The sequence below is a fragment of the Halobacteriovorax sp. ZH5_bin.2 genome, assembly GCF_043196375.1.
GTDB lineage: Bacteria > Bdellovibrionota > Bacteriovoracia > Bacteriovoracales > Bacteriovoracaceae > Halobacteriovorax_A.
Window position 1 is genome coordinate 296,278 of sequence record NZ_JBEBMJ010000002.1, and the last position, 24,411, is coordinate 320,688.

Annotated in this window: 30 protein-coding genes; 13 read left to right on the forward strand and 17 right to left on the reverse strand. The window is 37.8% G+C overall.

Annotation, left to right across the window (positions count from 1 at the left end; all coding sequences use genetic code 11):
- Positions 1-50: 50 nt before the first annotated feature.
- Positions 51-821, forward strand: a complete 771-nt coding sequence (locus ABMA76_RS06580; RefSeq protein ID WP_392907826.1) for a 3'-5' exonuclease — start codon at positions 51-53, stop codon at positions 819-821.
- Between the two features lie 77 nt (positions 822-898).
- On the forward strand, positions 899-1,297 hold the full coding sequence (locus tag ABMA76_RS06585; RefSeq protein WP_392907824.1) for a DUF309 domain-containing protein: 399 nt from the start codon (positions 899-901) through the stop codon (positions 1,295-1,297).
- Here the strand turns inward: ABMA76_RS06585 and ABMA76_RS06590 are convergent.
- Complete coding sequence (locus ABMA76_RS06590; protein ID WP_392907822.1) at positions 1,220-1,639, reverse strand: group II truncated hemoglobin; 420 nt, start codon at positions 1,637-1,639, stop codon at positions 1,220-1,222. The two genes, ABMA76_RS06585 and ABMA76_RS06590, sit on opposite strands and share 78 nt — an antisense overlap.
- Before the next feature lie 40 nt (positions 1,640-1,679).
- A complete protein-coding gene (locus tag ABMA76_RS06595) occupies positions 1,680-2,945 on the reverse strand; it encodes a S8 family peptidase (protein WP_392907821.1) in 1,266 nt (421 codons plus the stop codon).
- Between the two features lie 198 nt (positions 2,946-3,143).
- Here ABMA76_RS06595 and ABMA76_RS06600 point away from each other — a divergent pair, with 198 nt between their 5' ends.
- The 3 genes from ABMA76_RS06600 (at position 3,144) to ABMA76_RS06610 (ending at position 5,625) form a co-directional block, all read left to right on the forward strand.
- Positions 3,144-3,848 carry a VC0807 family protein gene (locus ABMA76_RS06600; RefSeq protein ID WP_392907818.1) on the forward strand — a complete coding sequence of 235 codons (705 nt, stop codon included), beginning with the start codon at positions 3,144-3,146 and terminating at the stop codon, positions 3,846-3,848.
- Between the two features lie 25 nt (positions 3,849-3,873).
- Positions 3,874-4,926: an aldo/keto reductase gene (locus ABMA76_RS06605; protein WP_392907815.1), complete on the forward strand. Its 1,053-nt coding sequence runs from the start codon at positions 3,874-3,876 to the stop codon at positions 4,924-4,926.
- Positions 4,927-5,016: 90 nt separating this feature from the next.
- Positions 5,017-5,625, forward strand: coding sequence for a hypothetical protein (locus ABMA76_RS06610; protein ID WP_392907813.1), 609 nt, complete (start codon positions 5,017-5,019; stop codon positions 5,623-5,625).
- A 27-nt stretch (positions 5,626-5,652) separates the two neighbouring features.
- On the opposite strand, the gene ABMA76_RS06615 is transcribed toward ABMA76_RS06610, so the two are convergent.
- From ABMA76_RS06615 to ABMA76_RS06635, 5 genes are read right to left on the reverse strand one after another with little or no spacing between them, the layout of a single operon-like run.
- Entirely contained in the window at positions 5,653-5,889 is a 237-nt protein-coding gene (locus ABMA76_RS06615; protein WP_392907811.1) for a hypothetical protein, read from the reverse strand.
- Between the two features lie 13 nt (positions 5,890-5,902).
- Positions 5,903-9,019, reverse strand: coding sequence for an efflux RND transporter permease subunit (locus tag ABMA76_RS06620; protein ID WP_392907809.1), 3,117 nt, complete (start codon positions 9,017-9,019; stop codon positions 5,903-5,905).
- A gap of 12 nt (positions 9,020-9,031) precedes the next feature.
- The gene (locus tag ABMA76_RS06625) at positions 9,032-9,445 is read right to left on the reverse strand and encodes a hypothetical protein (protein ID WP_392907806.1); all 414 of its coding nucleotides are present in this window, start codon (positions 9,443-9,445) and stop codon (positions 9,032-9,034) included.
- Entirely contained in the window at positions 9,442-10,719 is a 1,278-nt protein-coding gene (locus tag ABMA76_RS06630) for a TolC family protein (protein WP_392907803.1), read from the reverse strand. The genes ABMA76_RS06625 and ABMA76_RS06630 overlap by 4 nt, the downstream gene beginning before the upstream one ends.
- Positions 10,720-10,771: 52 nt before the next feature.
- Positions 10,772-11,134 (reverse strand): hypothetical protein, encoded by a 363-nt coding sequence (locus ABMA76_RS06635; protein WP_392907802.1) that lies wholly within the window; start codon positions 11,132-11,134, stop codon positions 10,772-10,774.
- A 146-nt stretch (positions 11,135-11,280) separates the two neighbouring features.
- On the opposite strand from ABMA76_RS06635, the gene ABMA76_RS06640 reads away from it, so the two are divergent.
- Positions 11,281-11,838: a hypothetical protein gene (locus ABMA76_RS06640; RefSeq protein WP_392907800.1), complete on the forward strand. Its 558-nt coding sequence runs from the start codon at positions 11,281-11,283 to the stop codon at positions 11,836-11,838.
- A 37-nt stretch (positions 11,839-11,875) separates the two neighbouring features.
- On the opposite strand, the gene ABMA76_RS06645 is transcribed toward ABMA76_RS06640, so the two are convergent.
- The 4 genes from ABMA76_RS06645 to soxR form a co-directional block, all read right to left on the reverse strand.
- The gene (locus tag ABMA76_RS06645; protein ID WP_392989015.1) at positions 11,876-12,214 is read right to left on the reverse strand and encodes a cyclophilin-like fold protein; all 339 of its coding nucleotides are present in this window, start codon (positions 12,212-12,214) and stop codon (positions 11,876-11,878) included.
- Between the two features lies 1 nt (position 12,215).
- The gene (locus ABMA76_RS06650) at positions 12,216-12,731 is read right to left on the reverse strand and encodes a cupin domain-containing protein (protein ID WP_392989016.1); all 516 of its coding nucleotides are present in this window, start codon (positions 12,729-12,731) and stop codon (positions 12,216-12,218) included.
- Between the two features lie 18 nt (positions 12,732-12,749).
- Positions 12,750-13,946, reverse strand: a complete 1,197-nt coding sequence (locus tag ABMA76_RS06655; RefSeq protein ID WP_392989017.1) for an MFS transporter — start codon at positions 13,944-13,946, stop codon at positions 12,750-12,752.
- Positions 13,947-14,049: 103 nt separating this feature from the next.
- A complete protein-coding gene (gene soxR / locus ABMA76_RS06660; protein WP_392989018.1) occupies positions 14,050-14,496 on the reverse strand; it encodes a redox-sensitive transcriptional activator SoxR in 447 nt (148 codons plus the stop codon).
- Positions 14,497-14,580: 84 nt separating this feature from the next.
- On the opposite strand from soxR, the gene ABMA76_RS06665 reads away from it, so the two are divergent.
- Complete coding sequence (locus tag ABMA76_RS06665; protein WP_392989019.1) at positions 14,581-15,318, forward strand: SDR family NAD(P)-dependent oxidoreductase; 738 nt, start codon at positions 14,581-14,583, stop codon at positions 15,316-15,318.
- 31 nt (positions 15,319-15,349) lie between these two features.
- Here the strand turns inward: ABMA76_RS06665 and ABMA76_RS06670 are convergent, their stop codons facing one another.
- Together ABMA76_RS06670 and ABMA76_RS06675 are read right to left on the reverse strand one after the other, a co-directional pair.
- On the reverse strand, positions 15,350-15,925 hold the full coding sequence (locus ABMA76_RS06670; RefSeq protein WP_392989020.1) for a superoxide dismutase: 576 nt from the start codon (positions 15,923-15,925) through the stop codon (positions 15,350-15,352).
- A gap of 85 nt (positions 15,926-16,010) precedes the next feature.
- Positions 16,011-17,078, reverse strand: coding sequence for an alpha/beta hydrolase (locus ABMA76_RS06675; protein WP_392989021.1), 1,068 nt, complete (start codon positions 17,076-17,078; stop codon positions 16,011-16,013).
- A 95-nt stretch (positions 17,079-17,173) separates the two neighbouring features.
- Between ABMA76_RS06675 and ABMA76_RS06680 the strand changes: the two genes are divergently transcribed.
- Entirely contained in the window at positions 17,174-18,079 is a 906-nt protein-coding gene (locus tag ABMA76_RS06680) for a LysR substrate-binding domain-containing protein (protein ID WP_392989022.1), read from the forward strand.
- An 18-nt stretch (positions 18,080-18,097) separates the two neighbouring features.
- Here the strand turns inward: ABMA76_RS06680 and ABMA76_RS06685 are convergent, their stop codons facing one another.
- Positions 18,098-19,117, reverse strand: coding sequence for a 3-oxoacyl-ACP synthase III family protein (locus ABMA76_RS06685; RefSeq protein WP_392989023.1), 1,020 nt, complete (start codon positions 19,115-19,117; stop codon positions 18,098-18,100).
- A gap of 218 nt (positions 19,118-19,335) precedes the next feature.
- Here ABMA76_RS06685 and ABMA76_RS06690 point away from each other — a divergent pair, with 218 nt between their 5' ends.
- Complete coding sequence (locus tag ABMA76_RS06690; RefSeq protein WP_392989024.1) at positions 19,336-20,235, forward strand: endonuclease I family protein; 900 nt, start codon at positions 19,336-19,338, stop codon at positions 20,233-20,235.
- The gene (locus ABMA76_RS06695; protein ID WP_393061195.1) at positions 20,216-20,659 is read left to right on the forward strand and encodes a hypothetical protein; all 444 of its coding nucleotides are present in this window, start codon (positions 20,216-20,218) and stop codon (positions 20,657-20,659) included. Before ABMA76_RS06690 ends, ABMA76_RS06695 begins: the two co-directional genes overlap by 20 nt.
- Positions 20,660-20,796: 137 nt before the next feature.
- On the opposite strand, the gene ABMA76_RS06700 is transcribed toward ABMA76_RS06695, so the two are convergent.
- Positions 20,797-20,958, reverse strand: coding sequence for a hypothetical protein (locus ABMA76_RS06700; protein ID WP_392907795.1), 162 nt, complete (start codon positions 20,956-20,958; stop codon positions 20,797-20,799).
- Positions 20,959-21,154: 196 nt separating this feature from the next.
- On the opposite strand from ABMA76_RS06700, the gene ABMA76_RS06705 reads away from it, so the two are divergent.
- From ABMA76_RS06705 to ABMA76_RS06715, 3 genes are read left to right on the forward strand one after another with little or no spacing between them, the layout of a single operon-like run.
- Positions 21,155-21,610, forward strand: coding sequence for a hypothetical protein (locus tag ABMA76_RS06705; RefSeq protein ID WP_393061197.1), 456 nt, complete (start codon positions 21,155-21,157; stop codon positions 21,608-21,610).
- Between the two features lie 2 nt (positions 21,611-21,612).
- The gene (locus ABMA76_RS06710; RefSeq protein WP_393061199.1) at positions 21,613-22,200 is read left to right on the forward strand and encodes a tRNA-uridine aminocarboxypropyltransferase; all 588 of its coding nucleotides are present in this window, start codon (positions 21,613-21,615) and stop codon (positions 22,198-22,200) included.
- Between the two features lie 15 nt (positions 22,201-22,215).
- Positions 22,216-22,926, forward strand: coding sequence for an arginyltransferase (locus ABMA76_RS06715; RefSeq protein WP_392907789.1), 711 nt, complete (start codon positions 22,216-22,218; stop codon positions 22,924-22,926).
- On the opposite strand, the gene ABMA76_RS06720 is transcribed toward ABMA76_RS06715, so the two are convergent.
- Positions 22,923-23,543, reverse strand: a complete 621-nt coding sequence (locus ABMA76_RS06720; RefSeq protein WP_392907786.1) for an alpha-ketoglutarate-dependent dioxygenase AlkB family protein — start codon at positions 23,541-23,543, stop codon at positions 22,923-22,925. The two genes, ABMA76_RS06715 and ABMA76_RS06720, sit on opposite strands and share 4 nt — an antisense overlap.
- 14 nt (positions 23,544-23,557) lie before the next feature.
- Positions 23,558-24,343 (reverse strand): hypothetical protein, encoded by a 786-nt coding sequence (locus ABMA76_RS06725; protein ID WP_393061201.1) that lies wholly within the window; start codon positions 24,341-24,343, stop codon positions 23,558-23,560.
- Between the last annotated feature and the right edge of the window lie 68 nt (positions 24,344-24,411).

Consider the following 24,411-nt stretch of genomic DNA (forward strand, 5'->3'; position numbering starts at 1 on the left):
ATTGTCAATTAATCTTATGGCACACAGCAAGACCAACAAAAGGACGTCAAATGCTCATTCTTGGAGTTGATTTAGAAGGTATTAACGAAAATTTAACGCAAAAAGGTGTAAACCTCGAAGTTGACCGCGTTACAGAAATTGGAGCAGTTCTTTGGGACACACGCATCAACTCTCCAGTTAGAATCTTCTCAGAACTAATCGATGAAAAAGATCGCTTAAAGCTTACAGAAGAAGTTATTGAGCTTACAGGTATTGACGAACAATTACTTGCTGAGTGGGGTCGCCGCGGTGATGAAATCAAAATGGCCCTTGAAAGAGTTGCCTTACTCATGAAGAAGGCCGACTATATGATGGCCCACAATGGTGCTAAATATGATAAGCCAATGCTAACGGCGATGTTTAAAAGATATGGTATCGAGATGCCTAATAAAGTCTGGATCGATACGCAAGAAGATGTAGAGTACCCAAGAAAAATCACTCACAAGTCAATGGCACTTCTAGAGCACTCACATGGCTTCATTAATCCATTCCCACATAGAGCTGTAACTGACGTTCTTGCAATGCTTAAGATCGCTTCTCACTATGACTATGTAAGAATGGCAAAATTAGCAAGTGCTCCAAAGGTGCGTATCGTTGCAGAATTAAAAGCACCAAATTGGAAAAATCGTCAAGAAGTTGAAAAATTCAATGCAATCAAACATAAGGTTGCACGTGCAAGATTTCAATGGGATCCAAATGAGAAGGTTTGGTCAAAGATTGTTTCTCAAGTTCATATTGATGAAGGAAAACTTCTCTTTGATTTCGACTGGAGACTTTCATAAGATACTCGACTCGTCCTCTACCACCATATAAATTTCGTCCAGGAGTGAATCCTCACCCCTTAAAAACTGGTGGCCATATGGAAGTTACAGGCGAGCCTCAAACAGCTCGCCTAAGTTCAAGTGATGACTTTAAAAATAATGAAGATTATTTATTTGCCATAGATTTAGTGAATGAAGGCTATTTCTGGGAGGCCCATGCTTACCTAGAGTCTCTGTGGAATGAACATAACCGAACAGATGACTTTGCCATTTTATTTAAGGCCATTATAAAAATTGCGGCAGGTCTTTTGAAATTAGAAATGAAGCAAGAAAGTGCATTTAGAACACATTTTGAGCGCTGCCTCGAACTCTTAAATGAATTACACTATGAAAAATTTTGCGGAATCGAAATCGAAGAACTAAAAGTCTTGGTTTCTCATATGCTCAGCGAATCTTTCGAAAGCACCCCAGAGTTCTTTATCAAACTCAGGCTTTAGTTGCTTCTTATCCATGGCCTTTCTCATACAGTAGAGCCACTCATCTCGCTCAGCGAAGCCAATTTTAAATGGAAAATGTCTCTTCCTCATTCTTGGATGGCCATACTTTTCAATATATAAACTAGGGCCTCCTAACCATCCAGACAAGAACATAAAGAGCTTCTTATTAGCACTCTCAAGTGAGCTTGCGTGAATCGCACGACACTTTGATGCCTTAGGATCAGTATCCATAACTTCATAGAAGTCATTGACAAGTTCTTGAACGCCCGCGGCGCCACCTAGTTTATGATAAGGAGTCATTTTTAATTTTCGAATAAGGATTTCGGGTAGTTTGATTTTCATAATAAAAAAAGGGAGTCTTATGACTCCCCTTTTTATATCACTAGTTTTGGATATTGTTAAGTAGGCGGTAAGCTTCAATACGTCCAGACTTAGCTTTTGTGATAAGTCCTGGATTAGGAACAGAAGTCGAATAGATTCTTTCTTTTATTTCAGAGAAAGAAAGTCCATCTTCTTTTGAAAGAAGAAGTCCTAGAACCCCTGAAACCATTGGCGTAGCCATTGAAGTACCAGACATTTTCTTGTAACGGTTATTTGGAACAGTTGAAAGAATATTTGATCCTGGAGCAAATACGTGAACTGTTTCTTGTCCATAGTTAGAAAATGATGAACGATTCCCTTTTCCATCCATTGCACCAACTGTGATCACGTTAGCAACATCATAGTTTGCTGGATACGTTGGTCTTGAATCATTATCCATTCTTGAGTTACCAGCAGCTGCTACGAAAAGAACACCTTTATCACGTGCATTCTCAATCGACTCTTTTAGTGCTTCAGAGTACTCTCCTCCACCCCAAGAGTTTGAAAGAATTTTTGCACCATTAGCAACAGCATAATCAATTGAAGAAATTGCATCAATTGTCTCTCCTGAACCACTATCACTTAGGAATTTGATCGACATAATTTTTACATTTGCCATAACACCCATAATTCCAGTTCCATTGTGACGAGCACCAATTACACCAGCACAGTGAGTACCATGAGAGTGCCCATCCATTGGGTCACCATCTTTATTTGCAAAGTCATATCCGTAAACATCATCAACAAATCCGTTTCCATCATCATCAATTCCATTTCCTGCGATTTCACCTTCATTCTTCCATGTATTAGCTTTAAGATCAGCGTGAGTGTAATCAACACCAGTATCAATAACAGCTACAACGAGGTCGCGGTTACCTGTTTCAACATTCCATGCAGCAGATGCATTAATGTCCTCACCAGCTTTTCCTCTTGAGAACCAACCACCAGAGTTGCTTCCATCATTTAAAAGTCCCCACTGCTTAGAAAATTGCTCATCGCGATTTTCAGTTAGTGAAGAATCATCTTGTTGAGGAGCTGAAAATTCATTTAAGTTAATGATCCAGTTTTTCTCAACATACTCAACCGCAGGGTCTTGAACAAGACCTTCGAATTTTTGCTTAACGACAGCAAATGTACCAAAGCTTAGTTTTCTAACCTGAGCATCGGCCATATTTGTGTTAACAAAAGATTCGTAACCTGGCTTTAGTTTAACAATGTAACCATTGTAATTTTGAGCTGAAGCACTCAGTGCACACGTCATACCTAGTGCAAGAAATAGTTTTTTCATGATTTATCCTTATGTTCATCCGTGATCAAAAGTAATTCGGGTAAAAAAAATGATTTCATTTAAATTTTCTTAAGACAAGTTCAGATTTCAGGTTGTAAGAAGTTGTTACAATACCCGAGTTTTCACATTGGTCTTTTAAACCTTTTCCTACTTTATTGATTTAGGTATTATGAAGGGCAAATTATAAAAGGATTCTAAATGTCAGATACGACTGAATTAAATAAAGAAAACAAAAATGAAAACCCGTTCATCAACATTCTTTGTAATGTTGTGATTCCATCAGTAATACTAACGAAATTTTCTGGGCCAGAAAAACTAGGGCAAGTAAATGCTCTTATTATTGCTCTTGGCTTTCCTCTTCTCTATGGAGCGTGGGACTTTATCTCAAAAAGAAAGTTTAACTGGATTGCGGCCATTGGTCTTGTCAGTGTTCTCCTTACAGGTGGGATTGGTCTTCTTGAGCTTGATCGCACATGGATGATTGTCAAAGAAACTGCTGTTCCACTTGTGATTGGTCTCTTTGTACTAGCATCGCAATTTACAAAGAAGCCACTGATAAGAACTTTATTTGAACAAATCTTTGATATGGAAAAAATCCACCTTGCCTTTGAAGCAAGAGGTTTACACGACGACTTCAAACAAAAGATTCATGTGGCAGGATTCTACTTTTCTTCAACATTCTTTCTTTCAGCATTTTTAAATTATGTTCTTGCGGTCATCGTTCTTAAAGGAGCACCAGGAACAGTTGAATTTAATGAAAGCCTAGGAAGAATGACTGCTCTGAGTTTTCCAGTTATCTCTGTTCCTACTTTAATCGTGACAGTGGTTATTATTTTTACATTAGTTAATTACATCAAGAAACAAACACAGCTTCCATTAGAAGAAATGGTTAAGCAGCAATAATAAAACCAAATACAAATGAGGGTTTATGAAGTTTAATCAATTAGGAAATACAGATATAAAAGTGAGTGAAATTTGTCTTGGGACAATGACATGGGGAGAACAAAATACAATTGAAGAGGCCCATGAACAACTTGACCTAGCAATCGATTACGGTGTTAACTTTATTGATACAGCAGAAATGTATCCAGTGCCAGGCCAACAACATACTTACACGAAAACAGAACAATTCATTGGAAAATGGGATAAAATGCAAACTCATAGAGACAGGTTTATTCTTGCTTCAAAAGTAGCAGGCCCTGGATCAATGGATAGCTATATTAGAAATAGTGACATTAGAAAGAGTGCCTTTTCAAAAAGTGATATTAAAATAGCTTGTGAGGCCTCACTTAAAAGGCTTAACACTGAATACTTAGACCTTTACCAGATTCACTGGCCATCACGTGTGACAAATTTCTTTGGGCGTCTAAATTACGAGCATATCACTCCTGAGATTGAAGTAAGCTTCAATGAAAGAGTCGAGGCAATGGATGAGCTTATCAAAGAAGGAAAGATTCTTCACTGGGGTCTCTCAAATGAATCACCTTGGGGAGTTATGAAATATCTTGATGCGGCCAAGGAAACAAATACCGCACGCCCTGTTTCAATTCAAAACCCATACTCACTACTTAATCGTTCATTTGAAGTTGGTCTTGCTGAAATGGCCATCCGTGAGAAAGTTGGGCTCCTTGCCTATTCACCACTGGCCTTTGGCGCACTCTCAGGAAAGTACCTTGATGGAAAAAGACCTGCAAACTCTCGCCTTACTGAGTACGGCGACTACTTCACTCGCTACTCATCAGAGCATGCACAGAATGCGATTAGGGCCTATGTTGAACTTGCAAATGATGTAGGGCTTTCTCCTGCAACTCTTGCTCTTGCCTTTGTTAACAAGCGTGAATTTAATACATCAAATATCATCGGTGCAACGACGATGGAGCAGTTAAGAGAGAACCTTGCCACAAGTGAAGTGACTCTTGATAGCGACACTCTTAATCGCATTGAAGAAATACACAAGGTATTTACTATACCTTGCCCATAGAGCTGGCACTTTCTGCCACTCACTCCACATAAGTTCTTGATTTAATTTAATTTGATAAAATCTAGAACAAGAACTTATGTGGAGGCGTTCATGTTTTCAAAATTTAAGCAAAAGAGTGAATTTGATCTTGGCAAACAAGAGCTTGCAAAAATCTTCTTTGAATTAGAAGAGTTTGAAGATGCACCTCTTAAGATGGCCCTTGCTAGTTATGAAAACTTAAAAGCTGGAACAAAGTCCACAGAAGACTTCTTCTACTACCTCATTGAAGATTCAATTTTTACTTCCCTATACGCTACATTCTATGAGCGCATTTTCATGGCCATCAATCAATATCCAGAACGTGCACTTGAATTAGTTGAGAGCTTTAGTGCAGACTCAGATGAGAGGGAACAAGTTATTGCAACTCAAACGCAGCAACACTTGGCCTTTGTTGAAAACTACGGAATGTGTAGCGGATGCGGCTCATGTGAATACCACCAAGACGTGGCCGAATTAATCGCCTATTATCAAAAGGGTGATATCGACTTCTTTACTGAGTTATATATCGGTATGCAGACAATTCAATTTGCCATGGAATACTTTCTTTACGACTATATTCCAAGCGATCCAAAACTTGTTAAGCTTACGGCCCCTGCCCTTATGCAAAACTGGCGTGAATTAATCTACAATTACGCTAAATTAAAGGCCCGTGAATTATAATAAGACACAGGCCTAGCTTTATATAAATTAGTGATGACTGTGATCATCATGAGATTTACTATCTCCATGCCCTTCACAGTCACATTCTGTTTCAGGTTTCCCACAGTCATTGCACATCTCAACTTTTTTTCTTCTGCGCTTTTTCTCTGTTGAACGTTTTTCATCCTTAGTTTCAATAACACTATTTAAATCAGTACTAGCAATGGAAGTTGTTGTGTAACTTAAGCTTCCAAGTAAAAATGATGCCAGTAATAATAATTTCATAAACTTTTCTCCTTTAAATATTTTCTTGGTTAAATTTTAAAATCCACTTTTCTAAACTAGAATAAAAAACAGGTATAACAATTAAAGTTAAAATTGTTGAAGAGATAATTCCACCGATAATCACAGTGGCAAGTGGCCTTTGAACTTCAGCACCAAGGCCAGAAGCAATGGCCATCGGTAAAAACCCTAAGATATCTGTTAAGGCCGTCATCATAACAGGGCGAAGCCTTAAGAGCGCTCCAGATTTTATAACTTCAGCACCAGTCAATCCCTTTTCTCTGAGGTTGTTAAAATTATTAACAAGTACTATTCCATTTAAAACAGCAATACCTGAAAGTGCAATGAAACCGACACCAGCAGAAACACTAAACGGTATCCCCTTAACAATCAATGCAACAACTCCTCCAACCAGAGCAAAAGGAACACATAAGAAAATCAGAATTGTTTCAAAAACATTTCTAAAAGCTGCATAAATCATAATGAGAACGAATACCAAGGCCAAAGGTCCAAGAATTGCCAATCGATTCTTTGCTTCGTTTAAGTTCTTAAAATTACCTCCCCACTCCATATAATAACCAGGTGGTAGTTTAACTTTTTCTTCCACAGCTTTTTGAGCTTCTTTAACGAACGACTCTGTATCTCGTCCACGTGGATTAATCAAAACTGCAATTCTTCGCTTCGTTTCTTCACGGCTATAAGAACTATAATGATCTCTAAAATTTATTTCTGCAACTTCTTCCAGAGGAATAGTAGAGCCTCCAGTAAGTCCTACCGGAAGACGTTTAATCTCTTCAATGCTTTGCCTTTTGTAATCACTTAATCGAACAATAATCGGAAACCTCTTCATGCCTTCATAAAAGATTCCAACTTGTTCACCACCGATAGCTATTCCAACAGTCTCGAGTACTTCTGAACTAGAAAGACCTAGCCCTTTAAGAACTTTATATTTTGGTCTTATATCAAGAACAGTCATTTTTCCTTTGGCCTCAAGTTCAACATCCCCCGCGCCTTCAATTGACTGAATAACAGCTGCAATTTTTTCAGCTTCTGCAGTTAGAACTTCTTGATCTTCACCAAAAACTTTTAGAGATACATCAGAACGAGTTCCCTCCATAAGTTCATTGAAACGCAATTGAATTGGTTGACTGACAAGAATTCTCTGTCCCGGAGTTGTGGCCTCAAGCTGTTTTACAATATCGGCCACGATCTCTTCCTTCGGCCTCTTGGCTTCAGGTTTAAGCATGATATAGCTATCTGAAATATTTGGCCCCATTGGATCCATCGAAATTTCTGCCGTTCCAATACGACTAAAAACATGAGCGACTTCAGGTATTTTCTTAATGATATTTTGTGACCTCTCTTCAAGTGCTACAGAATGATTAATTCCAACTGAGACAGGCCTAATCATTTGTACGGCAATTGAGCCTTCATTAAGAGTTGGCAAAAACTCTCCTCCAAGTCGACTAAAGAAGTAACTTCCACAGATCACAGCAACGATAGCAAAAGTAAAAACTAGTTTTCTCGCCCTAAGAGAATAGTTTAAAACTGGTGAATAAACTCTCTCTAACCAACTCATAAGAAGTGGCTCTTTATCTCTTACATCTCCTTGTAAGAGGAGTGATCCTAGAGCTGGGACAAATGTAAAAGAAAGCGCTAAAGCGGCGAGCAGAGCAAAAATAAAAGTAGATGCCATTGGAATGAACATCTTACCTTCAATGCCCACAAAGGCAAACACTGGTAAGAAAACCACAACAATAATTAATTCGCCAAAACCTGCAGATTTTCTAATCTCCATTGTGGCATCATGAATCGTATTCTTGATTTCACGTGAAGTAAGTTTTCGCCCAAGTCCCTTAGAGCGATCTTGTATATGCCTTACGCAATTATCTAGAACAATAACTGCACCATCAACAATAATACCAAAATCGAGTGCACCAAGACTTACGAGATTCCCAGAAATTCCATATTTCTTCATGAGAATAAATGTAATAAGAAGTGAAATTGGGATAACTATAGCAGTAATAAGTGCGGCCCTCAAATTTCCTACTAAGAGAAATAAAATCACAATGACTAAAGCTGCTCCCGTTAAAAGATTGTGCTTAATCGTATCGAGAGTCGCATTAACAAGGTCAGAACGATTATATAATGTCTCAATTCGATAGCCCTTGGGTAGGCCCTTCTTTATTTTTTCAACTTGCTCTGAGACACGTAGGCTCACATCTCTTGAATTCTCACCTAAGAGCATAAGGACAGTACCGAGAACTACTTCACGTCCATTGTGAAGAGCTGCTCCGGTTCGAAGCTCCTTACCAAAACCAACTTCAGCGATATCACGAATTGTAACGACTTCTAGATTTGCTAATCTCTTAACTGGTACATCTTTAATATCATCAAGAGATTCGAAAAGGGCCGATGCTTGAACAATAAATTGATCCGCAGTTTGTTCAATATAGCCTCCACCAGCATTCTTATTAACACTAGCAATTGCATTTTCAATATCATCAAAGTGAAGTCCATACTTTGCCATAAGGGAAGGATCTGGACTTATATGATACTGTCTCTCATATCCTCCTATTGTATTAACTTCAGCAATACCTTTAACAGTAAGAAGCCTTGGCTTCACATACCAATCCTGGATGGCGCGAATTTCAGTTAACTGCTTAAGTCTCTCATCTCCGTCTGCCAGTTCGTCAGCTTCAATGACATAGTGGTAAATCTCACCCAGCCCAGTACTGACAGGCCCAAGTACCGGTTCAACGAATTTTGGAAGCTGGCCAATTATTGCCTGAAGCCTTTCTGAAACGAGTTGTCTTGCTTTGTAAATATCTGTTCCTTCTGTAAAGACAACTGTAACTTGGGAAAGGCCATAACGAGTGATTGAGCGAACTTGTGTAACACCTGGGACACCATTCATTGCCGTTTCTAGAGGATACGTAACAGTTCTTTCAATTTCATCCGGTCCACGGCCTGAAACTTGAGTGTTAACTTGTACCTGAATATTTGTAATATCTGGTACCGCATCAATAGGTAGATGCTTAAAACTTTCCCAACCGGCAAATCCAATAAGAAAAGTTAATAAAATGACAATCCACCTATTATCGACGGAGAACCTAACAATTTTAGAAATCATTTTATCCTCCCCTTAGTGTGCACAAGAATCGACTGTATCAGAATTTAAATCAGCATCTGTCATTCTTAAAAACGCGACACCACTAATGGCCACCAAATCTTGTGCTTCAAGATCAACAGATCTAATCGTCACAGTATTCTTCGTCTGGCTGAGCACCTTAACAAGAACAAGCGTTATCCAGTTATCCCACTTACGATAAACACCAGTAGAATATTTAATTCTAACAAGAGCACTCTTCGGAATAACCCATGGGCCACTTCCTTTTATTGGTGTGAATTTTACCCCTAGGTTGTTGATCGCCTTATCACTTAATTTAAAGCCATCTTCCTTAGTAAACGCAGTGACGGCCCCGCCTTTCTTTAATTCAACAGTAGTTTCACTGCCAAATATGATAAAAGAAATTAAAAATACGATTATATATTTCATAAACTTACCTCAAATATTTTTCCGTCATACATATAGATACTCCATAGCGCTTTAATTGCGGTTATTTCTTTATGATTACGACTTTTTAAATAACTATCTTTTTGTCTTAGTGAATCTAAGAAGGTTGAACTTGAAACGACTCCCCTTTGGTAAAGCCTTTCGATACGCTTATGCTTCTTTGCAATCACATCCTGTTTTAGAGTTTTAGATAAAATCCGAGTGGAACTTTCATAAACCTGTAGTTGTTCATATCGTTCATGATTTTCTTCGGCTCTTGTTAACTTGATATTTCTTTGAGAACGTAAAAGCTCACTTCGTGCGTGGGCCTTTCCACCCCCATTGACTTGAAAAAGAGGAATAGGAATTTCGACATTTATACCAATCTTCTTTACTTCCTCAGCCCCATCTTTATCAATACTAAAGGATGGCCCAATTTGTAGATTTGGCCATGCTTGGGCCTCTTGTCCATTTAACTCAACTGTAGCAAGCTGAGATAGGGACTTTAATTTCTTCACTTCGGGAGAATCTTCACCTGTGCCTTTATCAGAAATTTTTGGCCAAGACTTAACAACTCCAGGCAGATAAGGATAAATCTCATCAAAAGAATGTCCTGTTGCTATGTGAAAGTAGTGTTCTAATTTTCTCTCTTCTTCAAATAACTCAGATTCATTAACCTTTGCTTCTTCAAATGCAATTTCAAAAAGTGTCAAAGAGGCTTCTTGTTCAGCCGATAAACGTGGAAGTTTTTTCAACCGTCTTATCACTTTTTCAAAAGCCTTTAATGTCTCCGCTAGAACTCGCTTTTCATCAACAACTTGACGAAGTCGATAGAGATTTAAAATTGTATCCATTTTTACTTGAGACTTAATCGCTTCGGCACTTGCTTGGGCCCCAAGATGATATGCCTTTGCAACCCCTGTTTTAGCACTATTTTTTCCACCTAACTGAATTGTGAATGTAAGATTAGTTTCAAGCTCAGATACGCTCTCACCGTTATTTTCACCTTGTACATATCTAGCAGATATTTTCGGATTAGGATATTGCCCCGCCTTCTCTTCGAGTAAGGCCGCTGATGTGATTTTCCCTTCTTGTCTTTTCACACTAGGATGAAAACTTAAGGCACAACTTATGATATCTTGTGTACTCTTTGGTAATGAACACTCCTCATGGGCACCATGGATATGATGATTTCCTTTATGTTCTCGATCCTCGCCAGATGCTAAGGCCATAAAAGAAAAGTGCATACCAAGAATAACTAGTATGATCTTTTTCATATTCTACTCTTTGATAATTTATTAATTAAAATTTGAACTTCTTAAATATAAATTAAGAAGAAAGTGGTGGCTTATAGGCCTGATCAGGAAAGGGAGAAATATAATTGATGGCAAGCTCCCACTCAACTGTACATAAGTAAGACTTACCTGCACATTTTACACGACTGTTTAAAGCTGGAACAAGTGATATTGAGGCACATGTACAAAATTTTTGACAACAATCACCATCGTCATCACAACTATCATCGTGACAATCCTCACAATGATCACTTTCAAAGAATTCCACAGTTAATGATTGTAGATGAGTTACCTCAGTGTTTATTGCATTTTCCACAGTATAGGCTTCACCTACTTCAACACCTGAAGTATTTAACAAAGTGAAAATAGTGATGAAACACAATAACCTTACAAACATAGTCAAATTATACACGGCCGGGAAGTAAATGCAAAGAGACATATTGCACCAAGCGTCAACTTACAAGTTCTATCTTTAAGCTAGATAAAATTGCATAAACTAAAACTCCTTAATATCATTAATAGGATTATAAAAAGGAGTTTATAATGAAAGTACTAATTAGTTTACTAATGCTTCTGCCTGCTTTAGGTGCAGGACTTCAGATTGGAAACGACCTGGCCTCTAACCCAGTTGAAGGTAGTATCCGTTTAACTTGTAATGAGAGAAACCAGCACGAAATTCGCTACGTAAATTGTAGTGCCAATTACTTAAGCCCATCAGAGTTTTCACGCTTTGTTTTAGAAGAAGGTGAAAAAGTTGATGCAGACGAAGTAACTCTATACTACAAGGATCATAAAGGACGCAAGAAATCGAAGTCATCTTCATTTGATGCTGAAAAAGGTGAAAGTTCTAAGAAGTTTAATCTTTGGATCTACACTCTACTTCAAAGACCACTACTTAACTACTACGGTGAAAATGAAATCGAGTATAAACTAGAGAAAAATGGACGCGAAGTTGCAACAGGAAAGTTCATTGTTAATGTTGAAAAACAAGACACAAAGTACTGCCAAAGTGCAAGCTACTGGTCAAGCAACATGGATGACTGCCGCTTCCCACAAAACTTCTGTGCTCGCTATTTCCGCGATTACAACTACTGCCAATAAAAAAGCAAAATACAAAGCCTCCAGTACGGAGGCTTTTTTATTCGACAATCTCAATTTTGAGTTTTGAGTTTTTGATAGCCTTTATTTTTTCGATATTTTCTGTGATCTCACCGAGCTTAATTAAACCAGTAGAGTAAGAAAAGTCTTTATAGAATATCGCAACATTCCCCCATGGAGCGTAGTAACAGATATCCCCGACACGAGGCTCGTAACCGGCCGCTTCACCTTCCATCGAAAGTTTTTTTGGAAGATAGAATATCTTTTCATTTGAAGCATAGTCTTCAACGTCAACTTCGAGTGGTAGTTGATCAAGAATTTTAGAATTCTCTAGAACACCTTCAAACTCGAGATCATTTACTTTAATTCGTATCTTCACCTTACTTCTTTCCCCTAATGCTCCTAAGCCCATCCTTGTATTGCTTATCACTTACTTTCTCCATCCAAATGACATTCTTACCATTCTTCTTTTCTTGTAATGCTAAGTGAGTGATCGTATTTTTATTATCTGCTCCATGCCAATGCTTTACCCCTGCAGGAGTCCAAACGATATCACCGGCCTTCATAACTCGTGCTTCTTCTCCCCATTGCTGAACAATTCCTTGTCCCTTAGTGACAACAAGAAGCTGACCTTTTGGATGAGTGTGCCAAGCTGATCTAGCATTTTTTGAAAAAGTCACCTCTCCACCAGTCAAGTCTGATGTATCGTGGGTTTCAAATAATGGCCTAAGTAATACATTACCTGTAAAAACTGGAGAGCTACTGTCAAATTTAATCGTCTTATCAGTTGGCGTAATTTTCATAAGCTTCTTTTCATCCTTTGCAGCGTAAGAGACACCAGAACAACTAGAAAGACCAAGACACAGTATTAACGTTAAAATAAATCCATTTTTCATGACAAACCTCCAAGGTTATTATGCGATGACATTTTCAACAACTTCATCTTCATTTTTATTAAAAACAGTTTTTACAAATAAGAAAGTAAGTATTGCAGAGACAAACCAGAACAAGCTACTCATTGAGAAAACCGCAAATGAACCACTTTGATCATAAAGAATCCCTCCAGCCAAAGCTCCTATTCCAGCAGCTGTTTGCACCGAGGCAACATAAAGACCACCGATTGATTCCGTATCATCAGGCGCAATCTTTGTTCCCCATGTCGACCAACCAACAGGAATTGGTGCAAAAGATATACCTAATAAGAAAATCAACACACCTGCTTCGATTGCACTTGTTTCATTAAAGGCCAAGGCCAACGAGGCAAGTGCGAGCAAGAGTGGAAAAACGCTTAGAGCGAAATTTAAACTTCTTTTTACTATTTCAGCTGCTATGAAGGTTCCCATAAAATAAGCAGCATCAAATAGAAGGAAGACTAAAGATATCCCCTTAACATCTAGACCGATCGTATTTTCAAGATAAGGTCTCATATAAGTTATCGTTGCAAAACGGCCACAAAAAGTTAGAGCAACTGCAAGTAGACCTACTTTGACAGAAGGCCTTGCTAAAGTTTTGAAAATTGTCTTAAACTTAACTTTTGAATTTGCCGCAAGAGTTGGCATACTATAAAAAAGCCAAAATATTGATAGGATTGCAATTGCTGCATCAATGAGAAAAATCGATCGCCAATCCAAGTACTGGCCAAGAAAACTTCCAAGAGGTGCGGCCAACATAGTTGAGAAAGAAGCGCCACCAAAGATGATTGCAAGGGCCTTAGGAAGATTATCCTTAGTTACAAGTCGAGTTGCAAGCGCCGCGGCCATTGACCAAATCCCCCCTAAAGAAATACCTAGAAGCCCCCTACCAAAAAGTAGAATCAAAAGATTAGGTGAAAGTGAAACAATGAAAGATGAAATTGCAACAAGTGCTGATAAAGATATAAGTAAGTTCTTACGACCAATCTTTCTAGTCACATAAGATATTGTTAAACTTGTTAGAACAGCAAATATTGAAGTTATCGTAATGGTTTGCCCAGCAAAGCCTTCACTTACAGCAAGATCCTTTGCCATTGGTGTTAAGAGTCCTACAGGCAAGAATTCTGCAATCATGACACTTGAGATTCCAAGAGTCATGGCCCATATGGCCCCCCATGAATTTCTATTTGAATTGAACACGAATAATTGATCTCCACATTGAATTATTATTTAAATCAATTATGGGATAAATTATTGTTTCGATAAATGACACTATAGTTTATGAATCATTAACTATCACTTACTAATCTTCCATTAGCAGACGTGGCCCAGTACCTTCCTGACCAAGTTCATCATCAGGGTTACGCAAGGGACAATCTTTCAAAGACAAACAGCCACAACCAATACAATATCCAAGCTGTGATTTTGTTCTTTCAATTAACTGAAGACGTTCATCTAAAACCTTTTGCCAACTACGCCCAAGCTTCTTCCAATCAGACGCAGTAAGATGCTCTTTATTCTCAATACTTTTAAATGCTTCTCTAATTTCTTCTAAGCTAAGACCAATACGTTGAGCGACTTTTAGATAACTAAGAATACGAAGTTCACGTCGATGAAAACGCCTTTGATTGCCCTTATTTCGATGGCATCTTAGTAAGTTCTTCGACTCATAAAAGTGAATCGCAGAAATAGAAACTCCACTTCTTTTACTGAGTTCTCCTACTGAGAGATATTCATTTAACTCGGCCATAAAATCTCCTATTGACCTCAAGTTAACTTGAGGTTTTAGAATACTATCACAATTTATCGTCAATATGAAATAAAAGGAGATTGAATGAAGAACGCACTAGTAACAGGAGGAGCTCGTGGAATCGGAGCTGCAACAGTAAAGGCACTCGCAGCAGATGGTCACAGAGTCTTTATTAATTACGTAAATAGCGCAAAACTGGCTCAAGATTTAGCAAATGAAATCATTGCTAAGGGCGGAGAAGCTTACCCAATTCAAGCAGATGTAAGAGATGAAGCGCAAATTCAGGCCATGTTTGACACTATTGAAAAGGATCATGGCGGCGTTGACATTCTTGTTTCAAATGCAAATATGAACTTTACAGCAAAACCATTTCTTGAACAAAGTTGGGATGAATTTTCTCAAAAATTAAATGATGAAATGCGCGCTTCTTATATCACTGCAAAAATTGCAGCGGCACAAATGAAAAAGAATCGCTTTGGACGCTTAATCTTTATTTCTAGTACTCTTTCTGAATCACCAATGCCATCATTCATTGCACACGGTTCAGCAAAAGGTGCTCTTGATAGTTTCAGTAAATACTTAGCACAAGAGCTTGGTCCACATAAAATTACATCTAATATTGTAGCACCTGGTTTTGTCGAAACTGAAGCAACAAAGGATGCTCCAAGTGATTTCAAGGACTACCTTGCTTCTCTAACACCGACACAAAGAAATGCTCAACCGGAAGATGTTGCTAACACAGTGGCTTTTCTTGCAAGCGACAAAAGCTCACACATAAATGGTACATACCAACCAGTTTGTGGTGGTGCTTACCTTCCATAAAAAAATGGCCCTTTAATTAGGGCCACCTACTTTAAAGATTAGAGTTTACAAAATCCCAGTTAACAAGATTCCAAAACGCATCAATATATGATGGCCTTGCATTTCTGTAGTCTACATAATACGCATGCTCCCACACATCGATCGTTAGAAGAGCTTTTAGACCTTCTGTCATCGGAGTTTGTGCATCATCCGTATTAACGATCTCTAACTCTCCATTCTTATTCTTTACTAACCATGTCCAACCAGAGCCAAAATTGGTTGCAGCAGAGTTAGAAAATTCTTCTTTAAACTTATCAAATGATCCCCACTTTGCATTAATCGCTTCAGCGACAGCACCACTTGCTTCTCCTCCAGCATTTGGAGCAAGGCAATTCCAGTAGAATGTATGATTCCAAACTTGAGCTGCATTATTAAATAGTCCACCTTTTGAGTTCATAATGATTTCTTCAAGAGACATATTTTCAAATTCAGTTCCAGGAATCGCCGCATTAAGTTTTGTTACATATGCGTTGTGATGCTTTCCGTAGTGAAAATCAATTGTTTCGGCCGAAATATGAGGTGCTAGTGCGTCCTTTGACCATGGTAATTCGGGTAATTTGTGTTCCATATTAACTTCTCCTTGATAATGAATATTTAAGTGTAAGCTAATAATAAGACCTCAACCTAGGTTGAGGTCAAGCGGGTTGGAGGCCCTATTTTAAATTATCCTGAAAGAATTTTGTGATTTTTTCAAACGGGATAATATCTTTCTTATCATAGAGATCAACGTGGTTCACACCAGGCATAACCATAAGCTCTTTCGGCTCGGCAGCTGCCGCATAAGCATCCTTACTAAAATAAAGTGAGTGTGCCTCCTCGCCTGCAATAATAAGAATTGGACGTGGAGAAATCTCGTTTACATAAGTTAGTAGTGGGAAATTCATAAACGATAACGGCGAAGTTGCTGACCAACCAGTTGTCGAGTTAATTGATCTTTCGTGATAACCACGATCAGTTCGATAATAATCAAAGAATCTTTTAATTACGATATTATCGTCTTCAGCTAGTGTCTCTGGAAGATTGCGTGGCCCAACAGCTGGCGCATCTTTTTCAAAATCTGCATATCTTTGATTACTTAATGCCTCTAGTGCCTGCGTGCGTGCCTCTTTTGTAAGAGTGTTACCAACACCATTTGCCATGGCCGCCGACATATCATACATACTTGTCGTTACAACAGCTTTGATTCGCTTATCAACAGCTGCAGCACTCAGACCAAAGCCACCAAAACCACAAATTCCTATCACACCGATTTTTTCTCGATCGACGAATTCTCGCGTACCTAGAAAATCAACTGCAGCACTAAAGTCTTCCGTATTAATTTCTGCTGATGCTAAATTACGTGGACTCCCACCACTCTCCCCTGTATATGAAGGGTCAAAAGCAAGAGTCACAAAACCCTTCTCTGCCATCTCTTGGGCATAAAGTCCTGAAGACTGTTCCTTTACTGCACCAAATGGCCCACTAACAGCAAGTGCAGGTAGCTTTTGTATTTTAGTATTCTTTGGAATATAGAGATCTCCAACAAGTTCGATATTATAGCGGTTTTTGAAGATCACTTTCTTATGTTCGACAAGTTCACTTTTCTTAAAAGTCTTATCCCATTCTTTAACTAGGTTCATGTTTTCTCCTTTTTTTATTTTCTGATTTGAGCAGGCCGTTAAAAATGCAAGGCTACCAATAACCATAAACTTTGATACATTCTTTAGATTCAAGATTTCCATCATCAAGCTCCTTTTGTTTATAAATGGATTTTAGGCTAGAAAATTATTTCGATAAATGGCACAATACTTAAAGAATCATTAACTAGAGGTTACTAATGAATAAGGATCAATTTGATGGGCTTATTGCTCTAAAAGTCGTTGCTGAAAAAAGAAGCTTTAGTGCGGCCGCGGAAGAGCTACAGGTCTCGCCACCAGCAATAAGTAAAATGGTTTCAAGTTTAGAAGAGAAAATGGGTGTGACACTTCTTACTCGAACAACAAGAAGTGTTAGCTTGTCACAGGCCGGCCGAATATTTCTCGATCAAGCAGGGCCAGCAATGGAGCAAATCATAACTGCTCAGGAAAATGCTAAGAGCTTTGGTAAGTCCACAACCGGAACTCTTAAACTAAATATGCCTGGAGTTTTTTATCCTTATTATATCTCTAAACATATAAGAAGCTTTTTAAAAAAATATCCTGAAGTCACGATTGATATCTTCTCTGATGACCAGGCCACAAATATATTCGATGAAGGTTTTGATGCGGGAATACGCATTGATGACATCTTAGCTAAAGATCTAATTGCTCTTAAGTTATTCGGACCGGTAGAATTTGTTGCTGTAGCCTCCCCAAAGTACTTAAAAGAAAACGGTACTCCAAAGCACCCCAAAGACCTTCTGGAACATAATTGTGTTCGCCACCGTTTTGGAAGTGGAAATAATATTTATGAGCGTTGGGAGTTTGAAGAAAAGAAGAAAGAATTCAGTGTTAAAATTAATGGAAATATTATTTTAAATAATTCAGAAAATATTCGCGAGGCCGCACTTTCAGATGTTGGGATTATCTATACAGAGCGCGGTAATGTTCAAAAGTTCATTGACCAAGGAAAACTTGTTCTACTCTTAGAAAAGTATATTGCATCAAGCTCCGGCTACTACCTCTACTATCCACATCGTAAACATATGTCTCCAACCCTTCGTGCATTCATTGATCACATGAAAGAATTAAAAAGTAAGAAATAAAAGGTGCATGGCACCCTTTTATACGCGGTAAAGAGAAGCGGCCCAAGTAAATCCAGCACCGAATGCAGCACTTGCCACAAGCATACCAGGCTTAAGAACGCCTTCTTTCATCGCATCGTGCATTCCTAGAGGAATTGTCGCAGCAGTTGTATTTCCATATTTTTGAATTGTATTGAAAACTTTCTCTTCAGGAATTCCCATCACCTCAGCAACCTTAGAATTGATTCTTAAGTTTGCTTGGTGGAATAAGAAAACATCAACATCATCAACAGTTACACCATTCTTGGCCATAAGCTTTGAAAGGGCCTCTGTCATTCTTTTTACAGCATGAACAAAAACAGTCTTCCCATTCATTTGTGGGTAGTGAAGTTTTTCATCAAGCATAGCTTGTGAGAGTCTCTCAGTCGAATCAAAACCTGTCCCCGCAGCTGGAAGCCAAAGCTCTTTAGCATACTTTCCTTCACTATGAAGAGAAGCGTCGATAAAGCACGGCTCAGTCTTCTTATCATTAACTTCTGTCGCACTCATAACAATAGCACCTGCACCATCACCAAAGAGAACGGAAACATTACGTCCGTCTGGAGTTTGATCTAATCCTTTTGAGTGCACTTCAGCACCAACAACAAGAATATTCTTATTTGAACCACTAACAATAAATTTATCAGCAACACTCATGGCATAAAGAAAACCAGAACACTGTTGACGAATATCGATTGCAGGGATTTCTGAAAGCCCAAGCTTCTCTTGTAAGAAACAACCTGTCCCCGGAAAGTCAAAATCAGGAGATAAGGTCGCTAAGATTATCATATCGATATCTTCTTTTTTAATACCTGCATTTGCGATGGCCTCTTCACTCGCCTTTAGAGCTAAATCTGAAGTTGAAGTCTTTGCATCAACCCAGTGACGTTGCTCGATTCCTGTACGCTGAACGATCCATTCATTAGAAGTATTCATCATTTCTTCGATATCTGAATTTTTAAAAACTTGTGGTGGAACGTAAGAACCCACACCAATAATTTTACTTGCCAAAACACCCATAGTATTTCCTTTTCATAAATTTTCTTACATCTGAATTGGTGAATGATATCTTTTCAATTTATCACAAGATTCGCCTATGCGATAGAGAGGACACTTACAATTTTATTTTTCTTAAATTGCCCCGACGTGATTTTTATGGGCCATTTCTTGCTCCGTTTTTTTATTGGCCAAGATATGTTTTCTTGTTAAAGTATAATCATTCCAAGGAAGGAATTAAAATGACTAAGCTTAGTCACCTTTTGGTGTTACTCTACATTCTAACGAGTTTTAATACGCAAGCAGCGTATAGCTCAACTCAACTGACAAATAACTCTTATTACCCAGAGGATACGTCTCAGTTCATCTCAAAAACCCTTATTAGAGCAAAGAAGAATACTGATTTAAATTCTTCAGAGAAAATTAAGGCGAAGCTAAGAGAGATTATTGTTTCTGCTCATATTCGAACACCTAATCAAAATGATACCTTGGTCAGAGAATGTAAAAATAGACAAAATTGCTTTATGCAGAGGACTCCTCGTAATTATAAAGAAGCGAGAAAGTATCTTTTTGGAGATGTCTATCTTCAAACATCAACACAAGGTCTCTACGTAAAAGATATTTACTGCAACCAAGAAGTTGGCCAAGAAAATGGGGTTGGAAGAATGCAAATACCTAACCACCAGGTCATGAACTGTGAACACAGCTGGCCACAATCAAGATTCAACCCTAGAGAAAATCGCAATACGCAAAAGAATGATCTTCACCATTTGTTTCCTGCAAACTCAAGAGCTAATTCATCACGTAGCAACCACCCTTTCGGTGAGGTTAACGGCCGTGTTGTAAACTCAAATTGTCAGGACTCACATATTGGTGAAGTGAATTATGCAAATGAAACAACAACTTCGTTTGAGCCACCTGAAGAAATCAGAGGAAATATTGCAAGAGCACTATTCTACTTCTCAACTCGCTACAATATTTCTATCGATGAAGCTCAGGAATTTTACTTAAGAAAATGGCATAGTGAAGATCCAGTTGATGCATTTGAGGAAAGAATTAATAATCGAATTTATGAAATTCAAAATAGTCGTAATCCTTTTATCGACGACGAAACTCTAGTTGATGCTATTAAAGATTTTTAAACTTACCATTGTACTTATCTTTGCTAACTTTTTTGCCTCATGTGCAACTAAGCAAGTACCAGTTAAACCTCTCTCACAAAGAGAAAGACAACTTCTTTACTACAAGAAGCTTCGTGCATACAAATGGGATGAGATTACAAAGAAGCGAGCTCAGCAACAACGTCGCTATCATAAGAATAAGAAAATTACTGTTGAAACTAGGAAGAAGAAAGTTTCTCCTAAACCTAAAAAAGTTTCGCCAATCATTCCTGTTGATCCCAATGAACAACGAATTGAAATTGAACAACTTATCTCTTTTCATTGTATAAAAGAGCGAATGGATAATTGTGATGAATTATCGACTAAAATCTACGAAAAATGCCTCCAAGAGTTTAACCCTGGAGACAAGAGACTTACTTACTGCGTTACAAAAGCTCTGAAATAACTATTCGTTACCTGCTTTCTTTTCTAACTCTTTTTGAAATTCTTTGAGTTCTTTTTCAGCTTTCTTTTTAAGTTCTTCTTGTTTCTTCTTTAAGGCCTCTTTCTGCTTACGTCTCTCCATGAGATCACGTACAACCCCTACTCGTTCAGCATTAGGCCCACTTGCTTTCCCAGCTTTTCTTCATCCTCCTCACTTACAGCATCCTTTTTCTTTGGTTTGACTTTTGAGAAGTGCCAGTAGGCCTTTACTAGATCCCTGGCCTCTTTTTCTTCGAGCTTTAATCTTTCCTTCAAATTCATAGATTTCTCCTTGCCATCATGGTTGAGTGGTCAACTATATTCTATTTGGCCATATGAATCATTTCATATCAACTTAAGATAGTTTTAGATTTTCGAACAAAGTAAAAATTAACTTTGTGTTAAGTTTTTCTATTATTTTTAAACATTAGAGACTGGTTGTTGAGTTAAGTAAGTATCAGATGTATAATTCTATGGAATGAAGAGTTTAGTAATCAATACCATTGTTAATGCAAGTGTCGATGAAATATTGAATAATTTCAATGCCGATACTATGCAGGAGGCAACACCTCCATTTATCAATTTAGAAGTACCTCGCTTCGACGGTAATTCTGTATCTGATCAAACTCACCTAATTACATCAATCTGTGGCCACTACCAATCTTGGGTTATCGAAGTGACTCAGAAGAAAGAAACTTCTGATGGAATTATCATTCGAACAGAGGCCATTGAAACGCCATTCCCATTCACTATGTGGATTCATACTTATCATATTCGCGATATTGGAAATGGCCAAACAAAGATCACAGATAATATCAAATATAAAACTGAAAATTTTGCATTTGATTTACTTATTTATCCAATTATCTACTTCATTATGTACTACCGAAAACCAATTCTAATGGACAAGTACAATAAAGAATTAAATATCTAATTATGGTCAAACGAAACCATTGCCCCAATTGCCTACGGCCACAAGGCCAGTGTCTATGCCACACAATTGAACAAGTACCTTTAGAAAATAGGTTGATCATTCTACAAGATCAAAAAGAAGCACTTCATCCTTTTAACACGGCCAGACTGGCAAAACTTGTTGCTCCTAATATTGAACTGGTGACTAGTGAGAATATCAACGAAGAGTTAATACAAGAGATTAAGGGGCTAAGGCCATTTCTACTTTTTAAAAATGAAAGATCTATTGCCCTAAATGCTGAAAATATTCACTCACTAGAGAGCAATAATTTTATTGTTTTAGATGGAACTTGGAAGAAGGCCAGAAAGATTTATCATACATGGCCCCAACTTAGTGATCTGCCTTGCTTTCACTTGGAATTAGATGATCAAAAGACAATATATCAAAGCATTCGCAAGTCTTGCGGTGAGACACACCTATCAACTCTAGAGGCCATCACAGCAACTCTCCTTGCCTTAGGTGATATTCAACAGAGTCAAAAGGATCAATTTCTTGCGCCATTAAAAGAGCTTATAAAACAACAAGAAGCCTTTCAACACAAACCCAATTAATGCTATTATAATCAAATGAAAATGATTCTAAGCCCTCGAATTAGCGATCTTGATCAGTGTCCATATTTAAAAGAGGAAATGGAACAGCACGAGTTCTTCTTTAGTTCTGAATTAAATGATACTGAATTAGACTTTCTGCTTGAGCGTGGTTGGAGAAAATTTGGCCAATTCATTTTTAGGCCACTTTGTCCCAATTGTCAAAAGTGCATTCCCATTCGAGTTGATCTTAAAAAATTCAAGCTAACAAAGAACCAATCAAAGTTTTTAAAAAGAAAGCACAATAAAGGTTTGCAAGTAAAGTTCTCACCACTCTTATACAGACAAAAGCATTTTGAGATTTATCGCCTACATGGTCAAAACCGTTTTGTTGACAGTATTGATGCAACGATCATTGATAACGAGTTGCTCTTTAAAGAAACATTCTATCGCTTCACAGGTACTCAGCTTCTAAGTGAAGTTTTCTTTGATAATAAATTGATCGCTTTTGGAATTTTAGAGCAATCCCAAAATGCTTTAAGTAGTGTTTATTTCTGCTATGATCCGCAATTTGAAAAAATGAGTTTAGGACATCTTGGAGCTCTTGCTGAAATTATGCATGCAAAGAATATGGGACTCGATTATTACTATCTTGGCTACTGGATTGAAGAGAATGAGTTTATGAAATATAAGTCTCGCTACACTCCCTACCAATTATATGACTGGAGTTCGAAGAGCTGGGAAAGCTAGTCGATAATATAACGAAAAGTTAAGTTAATTCTCTCATCAACCTGTTTGGCCGTCTTATTTAATTGATGCTTCCAATTGTGTTGAAGTGCGCCTTTCATAAGGAGTAGGCTCTTATCTTCAAGAACTATCTCAACTTTTTCAACGGACTTATCAAAGCGATGCTTTAAAACGAATTTTCGAGACTCTCCAAATGAAGCAGAAGCAATGACAGGGTTTCTCCCAAGGCTTAATTCATCGTCACTATGCCAGGCGGCATAGTCCTTCCCATCACGGTATAGATTACAAAGACAGCCGTTAAATTGATGCTTTGTTATTACTTCTATCTCTTCTTTTAAAATGCTTAAGCTCTCATTCCAATTATGACGAGGCAACTTAACACCTGAGTAACTATATTCTTTATCATCACTATACCAAGCATGGAGTCTTGGAATAGCGTGGGTTTTACCATAAAGAATGATTTCCCCTTCTTGCCACCTAAGGGAATTCTTCAAATCATTAAATTCAATCTTAGTTTTTGCAAAGAAATTTGGATAATAAACGACAATACCGTCTTTTAAATTGTAGACAACTTCTTTACTATCATTTTCACATGCTCCAAAAAGATCAAATTGACTCATTACTCTCCTAAAAATTAAAATTCAAAATTTAATAATCCTAAATACGCTGTGGCAGCATCAAACTCATGCCCATCAATATTATAAAGAGAATAACCAATTGTTAAGTATGGATTCCAGGCAGCTAAATTAAAATCGAATCGTGCCCCTAAGTCACTAATTGTAGTATCAAGATTATAACAATAATCAACTTCGCAAAGATCAGTCTCTCCATAATTAAAGGCCATGTAAGCACCTACTCCAAAGCCACTTCTCACCATATAAGTATAAGAGAGATTCACTCCCGCACCAGAATAATCGACCTTTTTTAAGATATCGTATTCAACACCATTTTCTAACGTGATTGTATCCGCCTTTAGTGAGCGGATCCCTAGGCCAAGGCGAAATTTATGATTATCAACTTTCTTAACTCCACTGATTGAAAGCTCATTTCCGATCAGATTTAAAGAGGCTCCGTAAAAATCCAGTGTCGATGCAATGGCACTTATTCCAAGCTGAACTTTAAAATTGTCTTTTTCAATTAAGAGCTCAGGCGCCACTACTTGTGTACTCTCTACAGTCTTAGGACTTTCTTGTTCTACTTTTTCGCCAGGCGCCTCTTCTACTTCTTTAATATCTACTTTTTGCTTTGAAAGAGACTTAGCTATTTCTTTTGCCAGCTCTTGCTTAATAAGAAGGCGCATTTGTTCATCTTTAATTGTCGAATTGATCTTATCAACTTGAGTATTATACTCTTCTAATGAAAGCCCAAATGCTTGTGTTGAAAACGCCAAAATAAATAATAAAGATGAAATCCTCTTCACTCTTCTTCCCCCATGTTTGTACTTGCTAATATCAAAGCAACCTGGAGGCCAATCTTATTTATGAATTA